Origin of the sequence: Bacillus sp. FSL L8-0193, assembly GCF_037976065.1 — a bacterium.
In the GTDB taxonomy this organism is placed as follows: Bacteria; Bacillota; Bacilli; order Bacillales; family Bacillaceae; genus Bacillus; species Bacillus paralicheniformis.
This window is the reverse complement of the sequence record NZ_CP150261.1, coordinates 1,233,444-1,251,200: the sequence shown is the minus strand read 5'-3', so window position 1 is coordinate 1,251,200 and position 17,757 is coordinate 1,233,444. Positions and strand designations below refer to the sequence as shown.

Here is a 17,757-nt window from a genome sequence, read left to right as displayed (position 1 = left end):
AAGAATACCAGTCGAAATATTACATGGGCTGTGCAATGATCGTTTGTTGGGCAAAAAAGACAATATCCATTCTCATCACACATCCCTCATTTCTAAAAAGTTTGACAGCTTCATTATATGCTAAAGCCAATCTTTTGACAATCCTTTATTTCACTGGATTGGAAAGCGTTCCGATCGGTTCGATCGTAATGTCGACTTGATCGCCTTTTCGGAGGAACTTTGGCGGATTAAAGCCTTTGCCGACTCCTGACGGCGTACCGGTTGCGATAATATCCCCCGCTTCAAGCGTCATTCCTTTAGACAGCGTTTCGATCATGTCCGCAATCGGAAAAATCATGTCCTCTGTGCTGCCCGACTGGCGGAGTTCGCCGTTCACTCTCGTCTCAACCCTCAAGTCGCCTGCGTCTTCAATCATTGATTTATGTACAAGAAACGGCCCCATCGGGCAAGTCGTATCAAGGCTTTTGCCGATAAAAAACTGCTTGTGCCTCTTTTGCAGATCGCGCGCCGTCACATCATTGATGATCGTATAGCCGAACACATAGTCGAGGGCTTCAGCTTTCGGGATGTTCTTTCCCGTTTTGCCGATGACAACCGCGAGCTCGCCTTCATAATCGAGCGCCTCTGTCACGCCTTCGTGGGCATCAATCCCTTCCATGTGGCCGATAACCGAAGTCGGCGCTTTTGTAAACACCATGATATGTTCGGGAATATCTGCTTCACTTCCCATTTCAATCGCATGATCCCGATAATTTTTTCCGATGCAGATCACGTTTTTCCGCGGTTCGGGAATCGGCGCAAGCAAATCAACGTCTGACAGCGGATAAATATACGAACCGCTCTCTTCGCTGTTTTTCTTTTTTGACCATTCCACTAGCTGTTCGACATGGCGGACAAACTTCTCTCCCTCGCTTACGCATTCGATAAGCGTTTCAGGTATCGTTTCAAGCTCAAACAGCTTTTTTTCCGCCTTTTGCAAATCCATTATCTTCTCATCCATGACAAGCCCTACAAATGTACGGCTGTGTAGCTTTGCTGTCGCAAACTTCATAAATATTCCCCCGCAGTATGATTTAAAACTATTCTACATATTCTCTAAAAAAACGAAAATTCCTTTTCGCTTTCAGCAAACAGCTTCGAAAGTCCCGGGCGTTCCTTCCCGGAAAAGAAAATGGCGGCTCACCATGCAGTAAGCCGCTTCTCTTATTTTTTCCGGTAGATGACTTCGGTCAGATTTCCGTCAGACCATTTTGTAATGGTTTCATAGCCGCCTCGTTTATGATGGTGAGTCTTCTTGCAGCGATGATGATCGGGGCGTTTACTTCTGCATTTATCCCGTTTTTTGCAATCGTGAGGCTTTTTGCTTTTATCCGGTTTTTTACAGCCGTCAGGTTTCTTGCTTTTGTCAGGCTTTTTGCAGTCATCAGGTTTCTTGCTTTTGTCGGGTTTCTTGCAGTCATCAGGTTTCTTGCTTTTGTCGTGCTTGCTTTTATCCGGTTTTTCATGGTCGTCATGCTTCTTGCTTTTATGATGTTTTTTGCTTCTGTCCGGCTTGATCCCCCACCAAAGATCCCAAATGTTATGCGGACGCCGCTCTTTACCCGAGCCGGCGGATTCTTCGGGTTCCCGGTCTAAATAATGGTCTCTGCCTTCGCTCTTCAGCTGATCTACCGCCTCTTTAATGTCATGATCATGGACACCACTCATCTTGTAACCTCCTGTTCTTCCTTTTTTATGTCCTGATTTATCATACGCACCGTAAAGACAAGTGTACTGAGGCAAATGACTGTTTTTGTTCAAACTTAGGCGGTCCGCTTCCGGGACTGGCTGTTTTCACATATGATATGTCAGCTGAAAAAGGAGGAAATGATGATGAGTGCCACTGCCTTGCCGGCCTTCAGGCTGCACATTCATCCGAAGCATCTGCTTGAGTTGAAAAAAGACGTCTGGAGTGATGAAGCCGTTCCGGGCATGCTCTTGACCGGTTCAGCAAAGACGCCTGTCGCAGTGTCATACAGAGGGGCCCATACCCGCAAACTGACAAAGAAGTCCTATTTCATTCAATATCCGGACAGAAAAGAAAAGGCTGAAGAAGCTGCGTTTCATTTGAACGCCGAATATCACGACCCGTCTTTCATCAGAAACAGGCTATCCTTTCATTTTTTTGAACAAATCGGCGTTCTTGCGCCAGCAGCATCGCACGCTTTCCTTTATCTCAACGAAAAAAAAGAAGGCATCTATTTAAAAATCGAATCTGTTGACGATCATTTCTTAAAGAGGAGAAATTTAGAAAGGGGGGCCATTTATTATGCCGTTGATGACGATGCTAATTTTTCTCTGCTGAGCTCCTTCGATAAAAAGGCTAAGCAAAATCTCATGCAGGGATATGAAAGAAAAACGGGGTCAAGCCGACACGATGATTACCTCCAGGAATTTATCTACTTTATTAATACCGCCAAAGACGACATATTTGAAAAGGAAATCAAACGCTATCTCGATGTCAAACAATATTTGCTATGGCTCATCGGCGCCGTCTGCACCCAAAACTTCGACGGCTTCGTCCATAACTATGCGCTTTATTTAAACGATCGCACAAAAACGTTTCAAATTATTCCATGGGATTATGACGCGACATGGGGACGGAATATTCACGGGGAAGAAATGGAACATAACAGGATTCCGGCGAAAGGCTATAATACACTGTCTGCGAGACTGCTCGACATCCCGGCTTTTCAGTCCCAATACTTCAATTTAATGAAAAACGTCTTGCACCGCCAATTTACAATCAGCCGGCTTTCGCGGTTTGCGGTAGACTGGCATGAGACAATCGCGCCTTTTCTTGAATATGATCCTTATACAACCGTCACATACAGCCGACTCGAAGATGAGCAAAAACAAATTTTCCATTTTATCGAACAGAGGAAGCGGTTTCTGCTTTTCGAGCTTTCCCGATTATAAACGGGCGCTCTCCTTCAAAAAAAATGTCACATTTTTTGTCATATTGGCGAAAAAAATCCCTTTAACACAAAATAAGGTATACTAGCAATATCAAGGAACATCATTGCTGAATACCTGAAATCACCGACTCAAAATACAAATCGAAAGTTGGAGACTGCCATGATGAACAATAAAATTGAAGCAAAAAGACTGGCCTTATTTGAAGCTGCCGAAAAATTCGGCATCAACTCCAAAGAGGCCATTCAATGCAGTCAGGAATTGGACAACTTGCTGAACCAACGAATGCAAAAGGATGAGAACTGCGTGATACATGCGGAAGAAAGAAAAGGCCGCCATACATCATGACCTCCGACTGCAAGCTGCGCCTGATGCCCGGCCTTCCCTCTCCTCCGTTTCCTCATCCAATGATTTCAGGTCGCAGCTTTGGCTATTCGGCCATTGTTTTTTGAACATAAATCATCGTGCACACACCGTAGGCAAGAATGATCGAAGGTGTAAAGGACTCTTGATACGGAATATAAACAAACCCGTTCAAGCATAACAAAAATCCGCTGTTCAAAAAGAAATACCCTGCGATTTTGGCCAGCTTATCCTGATCCCTTACTCTTTCCCGGCGAAATCCCCGCAATATCCAAGTTTGTTTTTTTATTCCGACTGCATAGGCTGCTGAAAAGAACAGCAGGGCTGCAGCGATTGACACCAAATTCCATTGAAAATACATGTCTCCTACCCCTTCCCTTATCGCACCGTTTTTTTATTCATACGTTTTCCCCTCTGATGAGTTTCACCCGCATGTGATCAGCACTCACGAAAAAACCTCTTTTTTTATCACAAAAGCGCCTAAGCAACATAGGATATGGTGTATAGCCCATAAAAAACGTTTGATTATTTAAAGGGTGTGCCATCATGCCAGCTATTGTCGGAGCTTTTAAAGTAAATGCCGTCGGTACGAGCGGCGTTGTTCATGTCGGAGACTGCATCACGATTTCTCCTTATGCAGAAGTTAAAACTTTCGCAGGCGCCGGCAGTTTCAATACCGGAGACGGACTAAGCGTATATAACCAGAACAGCATCACCAACACATATGACAACGATATGATTGATCAGCCGATCGCAGGCAACCTGTAAGGAGGTGGGGGCATGAATTTTTATATCAACCAATCGATTCAAATCAACTATTTAAGAGTCGAAGGCATCAGCAACTCTTCCGTCTTGCAGATCGGGAGTGCGGGCTCCATTAAAACACTTTCCAACCTTTATAATACAGGGAGCTACACGGAAGCAGCCCCGCCTGTCGCCGGCGGCGGAGCTTTCCAAGATGCTTTTGAGGAGGGGCCGTCATCGACTTTCGTTCCTCTCATAGCTCCATCTGTTACAACAGGCTAAACGGGGGTGTGATCACTTATGAAGCAAAACAATCCCTCATATTCTCAAAACTGGTACAGCTATGTGCAGCAGCAGGCTGCTCTGATTGAAAATCTCGAAAGGCGAATGGCCGTATTACAGGCAGAATTGAACAACCTGAAAGAAAATCCCGGCACAAGGATTGACCGGATTGAATACAAATTTGACCAGCTGAAGATCGAGCGTCTTGAAGGAACGCTCAACATCGGGCTTAATCCGACAGATCCTGACCAGGTGGAGAACTTTGAAATCAGCCAGCAGCCGCCGGGTATCGGAATGCTGCAGCAGGAACTCGACGGCCAGCTGATGCAGCAAACGAGACAGCTCGTCGATGCCTACTTAAACGAAGAAACCCCTCGTTTGCTGGAACAGCTGGAAGACCGGTATGACAGTAAACTGGACGATACAAACCGCCACCATATCATCGAAGACATCAGAAAGCAAATCGACAGCCGCATCCGCTATTACGTCAAACATGTGCAGCCTGACGAAAACATCCAGCCCCGCGAGCATGCAGAACGGCTGGCCGATTATGTGAAGCGTGATATCGCGCGGGCAATCGAACACTTTCTCAAATCGATTCCTGACGAAATGAAAGGAAATGAAAACGAATGAATTTTACCGTTGTGAACCGCTGTTTCGATGTAGGCAATATTAATATTACCGCAGTTTCAAGCTCATCTGTTTTTTTAATCGGAGATACAGAATGCATTTCCCTGTCATCAATTTTTGATACACCGCCTGAATCTCTCATTGTCGGGCCGTTTGTCCCGCTGGCGCCGGAATCAAGATGATCAGAACGTCAAAAGTAAAGTTTATGAAAGTTCATTCAGTAGGGATCACCAGCACGCTGCAAATCGGGGATGTCGAAGAGATTATTTCTAAAGTGAAAATTCTCGCTGTTCAGCGCTACCTTTCACTTTTTTTCGGAAATGAAGGCTCATTTAATCAGGAAGATTTCCCTCTCTTTCAGCAGCCGATACCACATTTATTACCGGAAACCGGCGTCTCATCAGCTTTTTTCCATGAGGTTCCCGTCATTCGAGTCAGAGCTGTAAAAATTGCCGGGGTATCTTCTTCTTCAGTTTTTCAGGTTGGTTCGACGCGCCGCATGATTTCCGAGGCGAGAGTCAAACATATCAGAAAGCCTCCTCCTGCAAGGAACTCACAATAACCGCCCGGCCGACATATACTGGTTCAGAGACTTCTATAAAGGATGTCGATCAATCATGCCAGCCATTGTCGGACCCATTAAAATCAATGAAATCTCAGGAGGAGTAGTGAATTTCGGCGATTCTTTTTATCTATCTCCAAAAAGCTCTTCAAAGTCTGCACTCGGTTCTGGTGCTGGTAATACTGGAGATTTCCTTATCGTCAACAATGGTATAAACGCGACAAATTATATAGACCCGGATGTAAGCGACCAGAATGTTGTCGGAAATGCATAAAGCAGCCTCTTCCACTAGAAGAAGGCTGCTTTTTGGTTACCAGGTTAAATCATTTCAAGCGATACAGCTGTGCCTTTGCCGCTCGGTTCAGCCGGATGGACAATCAGCTTCTTCGGCAGCCTGGCCCGAAGTTCCTGAACGTGGCTGATCACACCGACCGACAGATTGTCAGACTGAAGCTTCTCCAATGCGGTCACGACCGTATCCAGCAAATCCTGATCAAGCGTGCCAAACCCTTCGTCCAAAAAGAAGAATTGGAGCGGATACTCTCCGCGAAGCTGGATCTGTGCCGAAAGTGCAAGCGCAAGCGCCAGTGAAGTCAGAAACGTCTCCCCACCTGACAGACTCGTAACAGGGCGCTTGACTCCGCCGTTGGCATCGTCCCTCATCACAAAACCGCCTTCTGAGTCGACTTCAATCGCATACCTCTGTCTTGTCAGTTCGCCGAGTCTTGCAGATGCGTCTCTTGTGACGCTTTCAAGCTGCTCTTCTGCCAAGTATTCAACAAAGCTGTTTCCTTTAAAGACGGCTTGGAGTTTATCAAGACGGTCGATGTATGTCTGCCATTCAGCCAATGATGCTTCAAGTTCCTTAAACCTTTTATGGTTCTCGCGGATGACGGCGAGAGCTTTGCCGGCCGCGCCCCTTTCTTCCAAGGCTTTGCTGAATGCCTCCTCAGCTTTGTCCTTCGTGACGGCGGCTTTTTCCCAACTCTCCTCAGAAACCGATCTCCCATCAAGCTTTTCCGTAATCCGCTTGATATTGGACTCGCACTGTTTTGTCTGATCCCAATGCATTTGAATGTCTTCTTTCAGCCGGGCAAGATCATCGCGGTCTAAAATGCTCGCTTTCACTTCAGAGGCCTTTTCAAACGGTGTACCTCCGGATTTTTCCTGCCAGATGTCCGCCGCTTTCGCAAGCCTTGCTTCCGCTTCACGCAAAGCGAGCTCACACCCTTTTGTCTGTCCTCTTAAACGGCTGACTTCGGATTCGGTCTCTTTGAGCCGTCCGTAAAGCGTCTGTTCCTGCTCATGCAGCTTGGCCAATTGCGTTTTCACGTCTTGAAGCTTTTTGTCGATCGCAGCTGTATCGGGATAGCCCATCAGCTCTTTTTGATAATCGTTTATTTCTTTATTAAGGCTTTCGACTGCATAGCGGAGGTCGAGCTTTTCTTTATCAAGCGCAAACAAGCGCTCGGTGAGCTTCTCTTTTTGCTGTTCATGTTTTGTGAGAAAGCCGACGCTCATTTCGATACGCTTTTCGAATTCCTCTGCGGCCAGATCTTTTTCTTCAATCGTTTTTTGCCATTTTTCAGCCTGTTCATAAGAGAGGCCGTCGAATTGTTCGCCGAAGCTTTTTCGGCGTTCATTTAACTGGTCATTTAATTCGCGGACGCGGTTTTGAAGCCTGTTACGCTCCTTTTCTTCATGGCTGAGTCGCTCGCTGATTTGGTCGCGTTTCTTGCAGAGCTCTTTATATGTGTGAAGGAGCTTGGACATCCTGCTTTTTGTCTCTGCGAGATCCTGTCTGATTCCTTTCCATTCAAAGCTGATGCGGTTGTACCGTTCGGGAATGGTGCCTTCTTCTATCGATGCAGCGGTTTCAGGCAGTTCATGTTTGCTCTTGACTAAAAACGGGCATTCGCTCACCAGGTGGTCGGATTGCTGTTCGAGTGCCACTTTGGCCGAGAAAAACTCCTGAGCCAGCGCACCGGCTTCAGCGATGATGGCTTCCGTTTTCTCCAGTTCGGAATCCGCCTCTTTAAAGGACAGGCTTTCTATGCCGACGCGGGCGGGCATTTCATGATGTACAGATCCGCAGACCGGACAAGGCTCTCCGTCTTTGAGCTGCTTTGCCAGTTCGATTGCCAGCTGATCACGGTTTGCCTGTTCCCGTTTTGCCGCAATCTCTTCTTTTTTTTGAGATGCCACACGGATGGTCTCAGAGAGCGATCTGTCTGTTTCGCAAACGAGCGCGTACGCTCGTTCGACAGCGGCAAACAATGCCTCGATGCGTTCGGTTTCAGCTTTTACCTTTTGATCCACCGCTTGCTGTTCTTGCTGGAGCTCTTTAATCAGCGTCTCCTGCTGACCAAGCCGTTCCTTTTCTAAAGCGGCATCGTTGTTAAGCTGTTGAATGTGAAAAGCAAGCTGATTGGCATTTCGGCAGTTTTTACGCTCTTCGCTAGATACCTGGACAGATTTCAGCTCCGCTTTCAGCTGATTCTGCTTGGCTGTCCCGCGTTCAAGCAGACTTTTCACCTTGGCCAGCTCGTCTGCCGCATGCTTGATTTCCTCTTCTTTCAAACGCTGTTCGCGCTGCTTCTTCTCGGCCTCGGCCTGTGCGGCTAGCCGCTTGTTTTCAATTTCCTTCAAAGCGGTGAGCTGTTCTTCTTGCTTGAGAAGCTCCGGTTCCTTTTCATTTTTAAGACGCCTGAAATCCTCGTACTCGCGTTCTGTTTTTTTATGAAGCTCTTCATATTGTTCTAATTGTTCCCGCGCTTGTTTTTCTTCCCGGTGTGCGCGTTCGGCATCTTCCCGCGCTGCCAGCAAGGCGTCTGCATAAGGCTTGAGCGTATTTGCCGTTTCGGCGAGGTGCAGGCGGCTTTCTTTTTCCCGAATCTGTTCCTGTTTCTTTAAAAGCTCCGCCTCTTTTTTCAGATAGCTTTCTTTTTCCTGCTGCAGGTTCCAAATCTCCTGATACTCCGCAAAGCGCTGCGCTTCTGCGTCTCGTTCGCGCTTCTTGCTTTGCAAAAGGCTTTCAGCTTCTTCGAGATGCTGTTCCGCCTGTTTCAGCGCCTCTTCCCCCGCATCGCCCAATCCAGCCTGCTCGGCAAGCATCTCATTTTTTCTGGCCTGCGCTGTTTGCGCCTGTTTCTTCAGTTTTTTGACGAGCCTGTCCCCGTATTGTTCGAGGTTGAACAGGCGCTGAAGCATCTGCCGCCGCTCCGCTCCTTTTAAGGAAAGAAATTCGGCGAATTTACCTTGCGGCAGGACGACTGCCCTTGTAAAATCGTCGATCGTCAAGCCCAGCAGCTCTTCGATTTTCCGGTTTACTTCATTCGCTTTATCGGCCAGAACGATTTGTTCCTCTTTCATTTCAATGAAGCGGCAGATCGATGTTTTGACCTTGACGGCATCTGTCCGCTTAAAGACCCGTTCCACTTTATAAGCCGTCTCATGGCCTGTCTGCAGCTTAAACGTAAACGATACGGCAAGCTCATCTTCGGCATGATTCAAAATACCGTGCGTATTATTGGCGGCCCGCTCCACCTTCCCGTACAAAGCGAGAGTCATCGCGTCAAGAATCGACGACTTGCCGCTTCCGGTCGGCCCGAAGATACCGAATACACCGGCATCGCACAGGCGCTCAAAATCGATCACCTGCTCCTGCCTGAAACTGTGCAGCCCCTTAATAGACAGAGAAATCGGCTTCATGTTTCATCACCCTCTTCCTGTTCCGATCCTGCGGCGAGCTCCAGAAACAGTTTGACGGTTTCCTCATCGGGAACCGCTCCACCGGTTTGTCTTTCATAAAACGCTATAAACCGTTCTTCAATCGGAACGTTTCTGGACCGGATCTTCTCTTCATCCGAGGCGGCTTCCTCAAAAACCGGACGAATATGGATGATGCCTTGATGCGCTTTTCTCAAACGGTGAATTTCTTCAATCGACAGCTGGTCTGTCAGATGGATTTCAAGGTCGATCCACGCGTTTTTGTCCCGCTCTTCCTCCAGCCAGCTGTATACTTGGGACATCCCTTTTTCCGCCTTCCATTTAACGAGCGGTTTTCCACTCGTCAAATGGACCTCTTCCCATGATGCCGTTTGACCGGGTGCGGCTTCGACAATGGAGACCGATTTTGCGTATCCCGCTTCAGAAAAGCTGTAGGCAAGCGGTGAACCTGAATATCTGGCAAGCGTGCGGGCCCGTTTGATCGTCTGCGGGCGATGAAGATGCCCGAGCGCCACATAGGCGGCGTTTTCCGGCAGGCTTTCCGCAGCCACCGTATATGCGCCTCCGACTTCGATCGGCCGCTCAGAATCCGTCTGGCTGCCGCCCGCCACATAAATATGGCTTGCCGCAATCTGCACCGCATCCTTTCTCGCCTTGCCGCACATACGCTGAAAGGTCTGCTTGATTTTCTCATCATACTGGTCGCGCAGCAGTTTTTCGTCAAATGTTTCCGACAGCACTTCATTCAGTCTGGACTCGGAAGGATAGGCGAGCGCTGCGACTGACAGGATCTCCCCACTAGAAGCGACTTCTATTTCAACTGGCTCAGTCTTCGGGTACCCGATCAAGTGGATGCCATGGTCTGTCGTTAACGGAGAGGCCGCGGAAAGGCGGTCCGGATTATCATGGTTGCCGGCAATCACGACGACCGGACGGTTTCCTTTGTCAGACAAGGCGGAGAGGCTTTCATAAAAAAGCTGTTCAGCCAGTGCAGGCGGATTCACTGTGTCAAATGCGTCTCCGGCCATGATAACGGCGTCGATCTTTTCATCTTTTACGATCCTTGTGAGCTCTTCAAGAAAGTCCGCCTGTTCTTTCAGGCGGCTTCTCCCTTCAAGCGTTTTTCCTAAATGCCAGTCCGCTGTATGTAAAATTCGCATGTGTGCCTCACCTCTCTTTTCATTAAAGCTCCCCCCGAAATCGTCAGGGGGACGCCGGTTTCATATTAAAATAAGAGCACATGTCCTCCGTCAAAAAAGTACAGTGCACGCCCTTTGAGCGGCATTTTAATCATCGTTTCAACGGCTCGTGCATAAAGCTGAATTTGTGTTTCGTAACGCTTCCTTAAAATCGGTTCGGCCCCTTCGAATCCGTTTCGGTACTTTCCGTGTATCCGGTCGGTTTTGTAATCAAGAAGGTAAAAACCGTCCTCCGTCTCGAATAAACAATCGATAATTCCCTGTATCAATACAGGTTCGTCGGCTGACTCAAGATCAGGATAAACCTCTTTGGCGGACAGCGTCATGTTAAAGGGAACTTCCCGTTCGACGCGGCGGGCGCCGAGAAGCTTTTGTCCGATTTCCGTATCAAAGAATGCGAGAATATCGTCTTCCTCAATCGCTGCCCGCTGGTCTTCTGTTAATAGCTCTTTCTCAACAAGCCTGTCTAGGAGGCGGCTGAGCTCATTCATTTCAAGCGCACGGGTCAGCGGAATATGCTGCATGACGGTGTGCATCGCCGTCCCTCGTTCGGCCGCGGTCAGGCCTTTAACCATCATAAAGGACGGCCGTTTAAACAGGAGAGCATCCTTGGTTGGGCGAATCAGCGAGCGGTCGCCGTACTCATCCTCATACTCCTTCTGCCTTTTCATTTCTGAGACAGACTGTTTTGTTCGGACTTTGGCGGCGTCTTTGTATGGATATGACCATGTCAGCCTTTCTCTGACTTGTTGCTCATACTCAAACGAACCATCGATCGGAAGCCCCATTTGAATTTGGGAGAGCCGGCCGTGTCTTTCTTCACCGGCCTGATCAATATCTTCTGCTTGAAGATCCGCGGCCGACAGCCAGCTGACCTGAAAGCGCGCCGGATGTTCACGGATCTCATCAATCACCAGCGGCGCGCCGGATTCATCCATATCTCTGTGTCTCATCAAAGCAGGTCCGATGAAATCCAGGTAAGATTTCGCCTGAAACCGTTCATAATCCGGAAGCAGCCACTCAGACCCCGCCGCTTGTGACCGCCAGTCGGCAAGCAGCTTTTCTTTATCCTTAGCCGTCCCGACCAGGTACAGCTTTTCCTTGGCCCGGGTAAGAGCGACATACAAGACGCGCAGCTCCTCTGATAAAAGCTCGCGGCGGAGCTTTTTCTTCATCGCGATCAGCGGCAGCGTCGGATAGCTGATCCGCCACTTCGGATGAATAAACTTCGTTCCGAAACCGAGTTCTTTATCCAGCAGATAAGACTTGTTCAAGTCCATCATATTAAAATTCCGTCCGAGACCGGCGGTAAATACGACAGGAAATTCAAGCCCTTTGCTTGAGTGGATCGTCATCAGCCGAACAACGTCTTCCTGTTCGCTCAGAGCTCTTGCCGTTCCGAGATCATCACCCCGCTCCTGCATCCGCTCAATAAACCTTAAAAAGCGGAACAAACCGCGGAACGATGTCGCTTCATAGGATCTTGCCCTGTCGTAAAGCGCGCGCAAATTGGCCTGCCGCTGTTTTCCGCCCGGCATTCCGCCGACATAATCCAAATACTTCGTATCCCGGTAGATTTCCCAGATCAGCTCTGCCACAGAGTGGTTTTTCGCATACGCTCTCCACTTTTTGAGCAGGGCGTCAAAGCGGCGAAGCTTTTCGCTGAGCCTCTCATCGCCATCTGCTGCAGCAAGGTATGCTTTCATCGCTTCGTAAAACGGCGCTTTTTTATCCTTGATTCTGATCAAGGAAAGCTCATTTTCGTCAAGACCTACAACAGGCGATCTGAGAACGGACGCAAGCGGGATGTCCTGATAAGCATTATCGATGATTTTTAATAAAGACAGTGTGACCGATACTTCTGTCGCTTCAAAATAACCCGTTGAGAGGTTCGCGTATACCGGAATCCCCTGCTGTTTAAACTCGTCCATAATTTGCGGCGCCCAAGGCATCGATCGCAAAAGCACCACGATATCACGGTACTGGATGTTCCGTGACGCTTTCGCTTTGGCATCATATACTTGAAATTTTTCTGTTATCAGCCTGCGGATTTGTCCGGCCATCGCTCTTGCTTCAAGCTGGACCGCCTCAAGCTCTTCAGCCTCTTCATCCTGCGCGCCGCTCTGGTTTTCGATGAGCAGAAGCTCCGTTTTTGTCGCTTCGTTCGACGGATAAGACGCGCCAAGCTTCAATTCGGCCTGTTCGTCATATTCGACTTCCCCGACCTTTTCTCCCATGAGCTGCTTGAATAAAAAGTTCGTGCTGTCCAAAATATCTGAACGGCTTCTGAAGTTTTTATTTAAATCGATTTTTTGACCGGAACCCGAGCCATCGTCTGTAAAGCGTTTATATTTCGAAAGGAACAAAAGCGGTTCTGCCAGGCGGAACCGGTAAATCGACTGCTTGACATCGCCCACCATAAACAGGTTCCCCTCATGCTCCTCTTTGGCGACGAACTTTAAAATCGCTTCCTGGACCAAGTTCGTATCCTGATATTCATCAACAAGCACTTCATGGAACTGATGGCGGTAAAACTTCGCCGCTTCGCTCGGCACGGCTTCGCCGGCTTGGTTTTTCCCGGATAAAATCGCAAGGCAGTCGTGTTCAAGGTCTGAGAAATCGACGATCGCTTTTTCCTTTTTCGCGTCCGCAAACCGCTTGCCATACTCCAACACGAGCTGGACGAGCGTCTGAATGACCGGCTTCATTTCCCTCAAGCTCTCAAGGTGCTGCTCGGGAGTTCGCGTAAAATAATCGCTTTTCAGCTTTTCAAGTTGCTTTTTCGCGCTGTTGCGGAGATCTGCGGCCTCATCAACCAATCGAGGATCGTACGCATCTCCTTTGCACGGCTTCAATCTTTGAAACGAAACGGCCGGTACAAGCTCGTACAGAGCCGAAAAATCATTCTGCTGCTGAATCAGCCTGTCAATCTGCGCTAAATCATCGAGGAAATTTTCGGCGCGCGGCGCAGGCCCCCCTGGCTGCTTTGTCAAATCAAGCGCACGCGTCAGCTTTTGCCGCATCCCCTCCAGAACGAGTGCGATGTCTTCTTTAATGTAAGAATAAAACGGCAGAGCCTCAACTTTCGTATCTGAAGCCGCGTCATACAGATCAACAAATGTGTGAAGCCAGCCTTCCGGATCGGGATGCGAACGGGAAAACTCGTAGACCCGCTTGACGAGATGCTGCAAATCGAGGTCATGACGGTCTGTCGTATATCTGTCCACAAGTTCAAAAAAGGCCGGATCTTGCTTTTTGTATTCTTCTTCAAACAGCTCGTCCAGCACCTCATCGCCAAGCAGCTCGCCTTCCGTCTGATCGGCGATCCGGAAAGCCGGATCAACATCGATCAAATAATAGTATTTGCGGATGACTTGAAGACAGAATGAGTGCAATGTTGATATGCTCGCTTTGTTTAATAAAGCAAGCTGTCTGCGCAAATGAAGCGAACCCGGATTTTCGGCAAGCTCTTTTTCGAGCGCTTCGCCGATCCTGTGCTTCATTTCAGCCGCAGATGCATTCGTAAAGGTGACGACAAGCAGCCTGTCGACATCTACGGGATGTTCCTGATCCGTTATTTTCCGAATGATCCGCTCAACCAGCACGGCCGTTTTTCCGGAGCCGGCCGCTGCCGCAACTAAAATGTCCCGGCCGGATGAGACAATCGCCTTCCATTGGTCATCAGTCCAATTGCTGCCCTTCGGTTTAGAAATCTCCATCTGTCTCATCCTCCTTTTTCAGCCGCTCCAAAATCACGTTGTCTTTTTCGGGTTTTAATATCCGGTATTCGTTTTCCTCAAGCGATTCGTCAAACTGGCAGAATGACCGGTACGAACAATATGTGCACGGTGTCCGGTCTTTTAGCTTGTAAGGCTCGATCGACACTTTACCGTCTGTGATCTCCTCGCCGGCCTTCTGAAATGTCCGGCGGATATGGCGCCTTAATACATGAAAATCCTCTTCTGCAATAACGTCAGAATCCGAACGGAGCGAGCCGTCTTTTTTCAAGCCTGCGCTGATCATGTTCGACCTGCCTTGTTCCAGCGTGGTATCCATCAGCTTGACCGCTTCCTGGTCTCCCAAGAGCAGCCCTTTCATCTTGAACTTTTTGAAAATCTCTTTTTCTATTTCATCAAGGCCGAGCGGCACCGAAGCCTGGATCATCGGATCGTGCACATGAAAATAAAGCACGCCTGCAGGGGATGCCTTCATGCCGAGCCAATCGGTTGAATGTGTGATCGACAAATCGAGATATGTCAGCATTTGCAGGGCGAGGCCGTAATACACCTCGGCCAAATCGAGGCCTTTATCGCTTGATTTATAGTCGACAATCCTAAGCAGCAGCCCTTTTGAGCTCTCCGCTTTATCCACTCTGTCGATCCGGCCGACAAGCTCCATTGTGCAGCCGTTCTTCAAGGTAAAACGCATTGGAGGAAGCGGACCTTTCCCCCCGAATCCGAGCTCGATGCCGACGGGGGCAAACCCGCTTGCTTTTGCATGCTCGCTTAAAATGCCCGATACCCTGGCAATGATTTTTTGCAGCTTCTGCTTCACGTAATGATGACGGTTCGAACTGAGCAAAATCTCTTTTTGCAGCTTTGGCGCGAGCCGTTCAACTGCATCGCTTGACAAAGTCTCGCATTGGGCTTTCGTTAAGTCGCGCCAATCCAGTTTAAGCTCGTGAAGCCGATCTGAAATCAGCTTCAGCGCCGAGTGGAACAGCTGACCGATATCCGGAGCTTCAAGCTTGAAAAATTGACGTTCCTTCAGCTTTAAACCGTGCGAAGCAAAATGGGAAAACGGACAGGCTTTGAACGTCTCCATCCGCGACACGCTTCCCTGAATGTGCTCCCCATATAAATCGCGGCTCACATGCCGGTTCAAGTTTTCGACCTTGTTTCTGAAAAACAGGCTGGACAGGATATTTTGAGAAAAGATGCGGTCAGGCTCATTCATTAAAAAGTTGTATGTACTCCACCATACATCGCTGATCGCATACTGCCTCGTCCAAATGCCGAGCTGCCCTGCCAAATGGCTCAAGGCGGCGCCTTTATTCACGAGAAATTCAAGCTGGGCTTCGTCGTCCAGCTGCTCGGGTTCATGAATCAGCATCTTCTCTTCGCCGTCCGGGAACAGCTCATTCAGCCGTTTCACTACTGTTGAAGGAAGCAGCGTCTTCCCTTCCGAATCTGCGATCGGATAGGAGACATAGAGCTTTTCAGACGGGCTGGAAAGCGTCATGTAGATCAGAAAATTCTCATCCAAGAGCTGCTCTCGACCCGTCGCAGCCAGCTGTGCGCCGTTTCGTTTCAGCCACTCCCGGTCATCGTCTGAAAGCACGCCGTCGTCCGCAGGCCTCGCCGGAAGTATACCGTCGTTTACACCGATGAGAAATGTGCATTTCGTGCCGTACATCCTTGAAAGGTCCATATTGCCGATAAACACTTGATCAAGAGCGGGCGGAATCAGCGCGAATTTCAAAGACTCCAAGCCGGTTTCAATCATTTGCTGAAATAAAGCAAACGATATCCGCTCTGTGCCCATCATTTCAACAAACTCGTCCAACAGTTGAATAACGGCATCCCATACTTGCTCATGCTGGCGCGACTCTGCAATCCTACCGCTTTCTTCGGCCAGCCGCCTTTCCTGTTCAAGCTTCATCGGAACATCGGCTTCTTCAAGATAAAGGTAAACGGCTTCGGCCATTTCCCTGACGGTTTCAGCTTTTTTCAAGCGCTTCTGCAGCCTGTGGATCGGTGGAACGATCCAGCCCTTTAGTTCATTGAGCATATTTTCCGTTTCAATCTCTTTGTCTGTCTTGGCAAAATCCTCATCCAGTGAAGAGTACCTTCTGTAAACAAACGGATCTTTGCTTGTCCATCTGTCTCCTTTAATGCCATACGCAATACAGTAGTTTTCAAGCTGGTCAATCTGTTCGCGCAGCCGTTCCTTCGGCTGTCCTTCCGGGAATAAAAGTTCCGTTTTGACACAGCGGAACACCGCTTCATACCGCCAGTTTCCTTTAATGATATCAAGCGTCGAACGGATCAGCTCAATGAGCGGATGATTTTGCATCGATTCCTTGCCGTCTATGAAAAAAGGAAGTTCACAGTCTTTAAAAACTTCTTTTATCGTATCTTTATAATCTTCAACATTCCGGGCAATAACGGCGATATCCCTAAGCCTGAAGCGGCCCTGGCGAATTAAAGAATGAATCTCGCGCGCAATTCCTTCAATCTCGGTTCTTCTGTTCGACGCCTGCATGATGCGGAGCGATTCCGTCCGTCCGCGATACGGTTTTGCAGGACGCTCGTCAAAATAGCGTTCAAGGTGCCGGAGCTCCGAATGTTGCTGGTGCCGTTTCGTTTCTTCCAGCCGCACTTCTGACGGATCAAGGCCAAGTTCCTTCGCCTTCTGGTAAAGGTCATAGTACGCCTTCCCGGTCATTCTGAACAGATGGAGCTCATTCGGGCTGTTGGCCGTAAACGGCTGATCCGCCGTCAGCGAAAAAGTGATCTCCTCCGCATGTACCATCAGCTGTTCCAGCACGTTCATCTCCTGCGGCGTAAATTGGTGAAATCCGTCCACGTAAACGGCAGCGTTTCTAATCTCATCCGCATACGGAATCTGCTCGGCCAAAAGCGTCAAATAATCCTCAGATTGAACATATTGATTCTCCAGATTTTCCTCAAGCTTGCTGTATAAAATATATAAGTCGTGCAATTTATCGGAAAGGATCCGTTCATCTTCGTATTCCGATTTGCCCGTCCCCTCTATCATGTCCCGGATGCTTTCAGGCTGCAGACAATGCCGTTTAAATTCGGTCAGCATCCGTTCCACCTGCTCCGTAAATCCGCTTTTATCGCTTGCGTTTTGATAGACTTTAAACTCGCCCTTATGCTCTTCAATCAGTCTCCGCAGCAGCATCTGAATGCCCGTCCCCGTCAAAAACGGCCGATTCATGCCTCCGGTATGCTGGAGCACTCGCCAGGCAAGCCTTGAAAAACTGTACACTTGGGCGCGGATAGTTCCGCCCAAATCGGGTGTTTTGCTAAGCTCGTATTCCATTAAAAACGTCATTTGATCCGGGACTAGAAAAATGATCGGTTTTCCGAGCGGTTCATCGCGAAGTTTTTCTCTGATTTCATTCAGGATAAAGGTCGTTTTCCCACTCCCGGATCTGCCTGATAAAAATACTGCTCCCACTAAGCTCGTCTCCTTTCTGTTTCTTACTCTTTATTCTATCGAAACATCTGCAAAATAACCATTCTCCAAAACTGGGAAAAAACCGTA

General features: G+C 48.6%; 15 protein-coding genes. 8 read left to right on the top strand and 7 right to left on the bottom strand.

Annotated features, from left to right (window positions below):
- Nucleotides 1-145: 145 nt before the first annotated feature.
- On the bottom strand, nt 146-1,051 hold the full coding sequence (locus MHH76_RS06200) for a fumarylacetoacetate hydrolase family protein (RefSeq protein WP_020450879.1): 906 nt from the start codon (nt 1,049-1,051) through the stop codon (nt 146-148).
- A gap of 152 nt (nt 1,052-1,203) precedes the next feature.
- Nucleotides 1,204-1,707 carry a hypothetical protein gene (locus tag MHH76_RS06195; RefSeq protein WP_023856614.1) on the bottom strand — a complete coding sequence of 168 codons (504 nt, stop codon included), beginning with the start codon at nt 1,705-1,707 and terminating at the stop codon, nt 1,204-1,206.
- Nucleotides 1,708-1,872: 165 nt separating this feature from the next.
- Here MHH76_RS06195 and MHH76_RS06190 point away from each other — a divergent pair, with 165 nt between their 5' ends.
- Together MHH76_RS06190 and MHH76_RS06185 are read left to right on the top strand one after the other, a co-directional pair.
- Nucleotides 1,873-2,958, top strand: coding sequence for a CotH kinase family protein (locus MHH76_RS06190; protein ID WP_025811689.1), 1,086 nt, complete (start codon nt 1,873-1,875; stop codon nt 2,956-2,958).
- A 162-nt stretch (nt 2,959-3,120) separates the two neighbouring features.
- A complete protein-coding gene (locus tag MHH76_RS06185; protein WP_020450876.1) occupies nt 3,121-3,303 on the top strand; it encodes an aspartyl-phosphate phosphatase Spo0E family protein in 183 nt (60 codons plus the stop codon).
- 82 nt (nt 3,304-3,385) lie between these two features.
- Here the strand turns inward: MHH76_RS06185 and MHH76_RS06180 are convergent, their stop codons facing one another.
- A complete protein-coding gene (locus MHH76_RS06180) occupies nt 3,386-3,679 on the bottom strand; it encodes a DUF3784 domain-containing protein (RefSeq protein ID WP_043054272.1) in 294 nt (97 codons plus the stop codon).
- Nucleotides 3,680-3,864: 185 nt separating this feature from the next.
- Here MHH76_RS06180 and MHH76_RS06175 point away from each other — a divergent pair, with 185 nt between their 5' ends.
- From MHH76_RS06175 to MHH76_RS06150, 6 genes are read left to right on the top strand one after another with little or no spacing between them, the layout of a single operon-like run.
- Complete coding sequence (locus MHH76_RS06175) at nt 3,865-4,086, top strand: spore germination protein (protein WP_020450874.1); 222 nt, start codon at nt 3,865-3,867, stop codon at nt 4,084-4,086.
- 12 nt (nt 4,087-4,098) lie between these two features.
- Nucleotides 4,099-4,344, top strand: a complete 246-nt coding sequence (locus MHH76_RS06170) for a spore germination protein GerPB (protein WP_020450873.1) — start codon at nt 4,099-4,101, stop codon at nt 4,342-4,344.
- Between the two features lie 18 nt (nt 4,345-4,362).
- The gene (locus MHH76_RS06165; protein ID WP_020450872.1) at nt 4,363-4,977 is read left to right on the top strand and encodes a spore germination protein GerPC; all 615 of its coding nucleotides are present in this window, start codon (nt 4,363-4,365) and stop codon (nt 4,975-4,977) included.
- Nucleotides 4,974-5,156, top strand: a complete 183-nt coding sequence (locus MHH76_RS06160) for a hypothetical protein (RefSeq protein ID WP_003180439.1) — start codon at nt 4,974-4,976, stop codon at nt 5,154-5,156. Before MHH76_RS06165 ends, MHH76_RS06160 begins: the two co-directional genes overlap by 4 nt.
- The gene (locus MHH76_RS06155; protein WP_043054271.1) at nt 5,153-5,536 is read left to right on the top strand and encodes a spore germination protein GerPE; all 384 of its coding nucleotides are present in this window, start codon (nt 5,153-5,155) and stop codon (nt 5,534-5,536) included. Before MHH76_RS06160 ends, MHH76_RS06155 begins: the two co-directional genes overlap by 4 nt.
- Before the next feature lie 55 nt (nt 5,537-5,591).
- Nucleotides 5,592-5,810, top strand: coding sequence for a spore germination protein (locus MHH76_RS06150; protein ID WP_016885923.1), 219 nt, complete (start codon nt 5,592-5,594; stop codon nt 5,808-5,810).
- 44 nt (nt 5,811-5,854) lie between these two features.
- On the opposite strand, the gene sbcC is transcribed toward MHH76_RS06150, so the two are convergent.
- The 4 genes from sbcC to addB form a co-directional block, all read right to left on the bottom strand.
- Complete coding sequence (gene sbcC, locus MHH76_RS06145; RefSeq protein WP_043054270.1) at nt 5,855-9,247, bottom strand: exonuclease subunit SbcC; 3,393 nt, start codon at nt 9,245-9,247, stop codon at nt 5,855-5,857.
- Complete coding sequence (sbcD, locus tag MHH76_RS06140) at nt 9,244-10,425, bottom strand: exonuclease subunit SbcD (protein WP_003180431.1); 1,182 nt, start codon at nt 10,423-10,425, stop codon at nt 9,244-9,246. The genes sbcC and sbcD overlap by 4 nt, the downstream gene beginning before the upstream one ends.
- Nucleotides 10,426-10,490: 65 nt before the next feature.
- Nucleotides 10,491-14,183 carry a helicase-exonuclease AddAB subunit AddA gene (gene addA / locus MHH76_RS06135; protein WP_043054269.1) on the bottom strand — a complete coding sequence of 1,231 codons (3,693 nt, stop codon included), beginning with the start codon at nt 14,181-14,183 and terminating at the stop codon, nt 10,491-10,493.
- Nucleotides 14,170-17,670, bottom strand: a complete 3,501-nt coding sequence (addB, locus tag MHH76_RS06130) for a helicase-exonuclease AddAB subunit AddB (protein ID WP_043054268.1) — start codon at nt 17,668-17,670, stop codon at nt 14,170-14,172. The genes addA and addB overlap by 14 nt, the downstream gene beginning before the upstream one ends.
- Nucleotides 17,671-17,757: the final 87 nt, after the last annotated feature.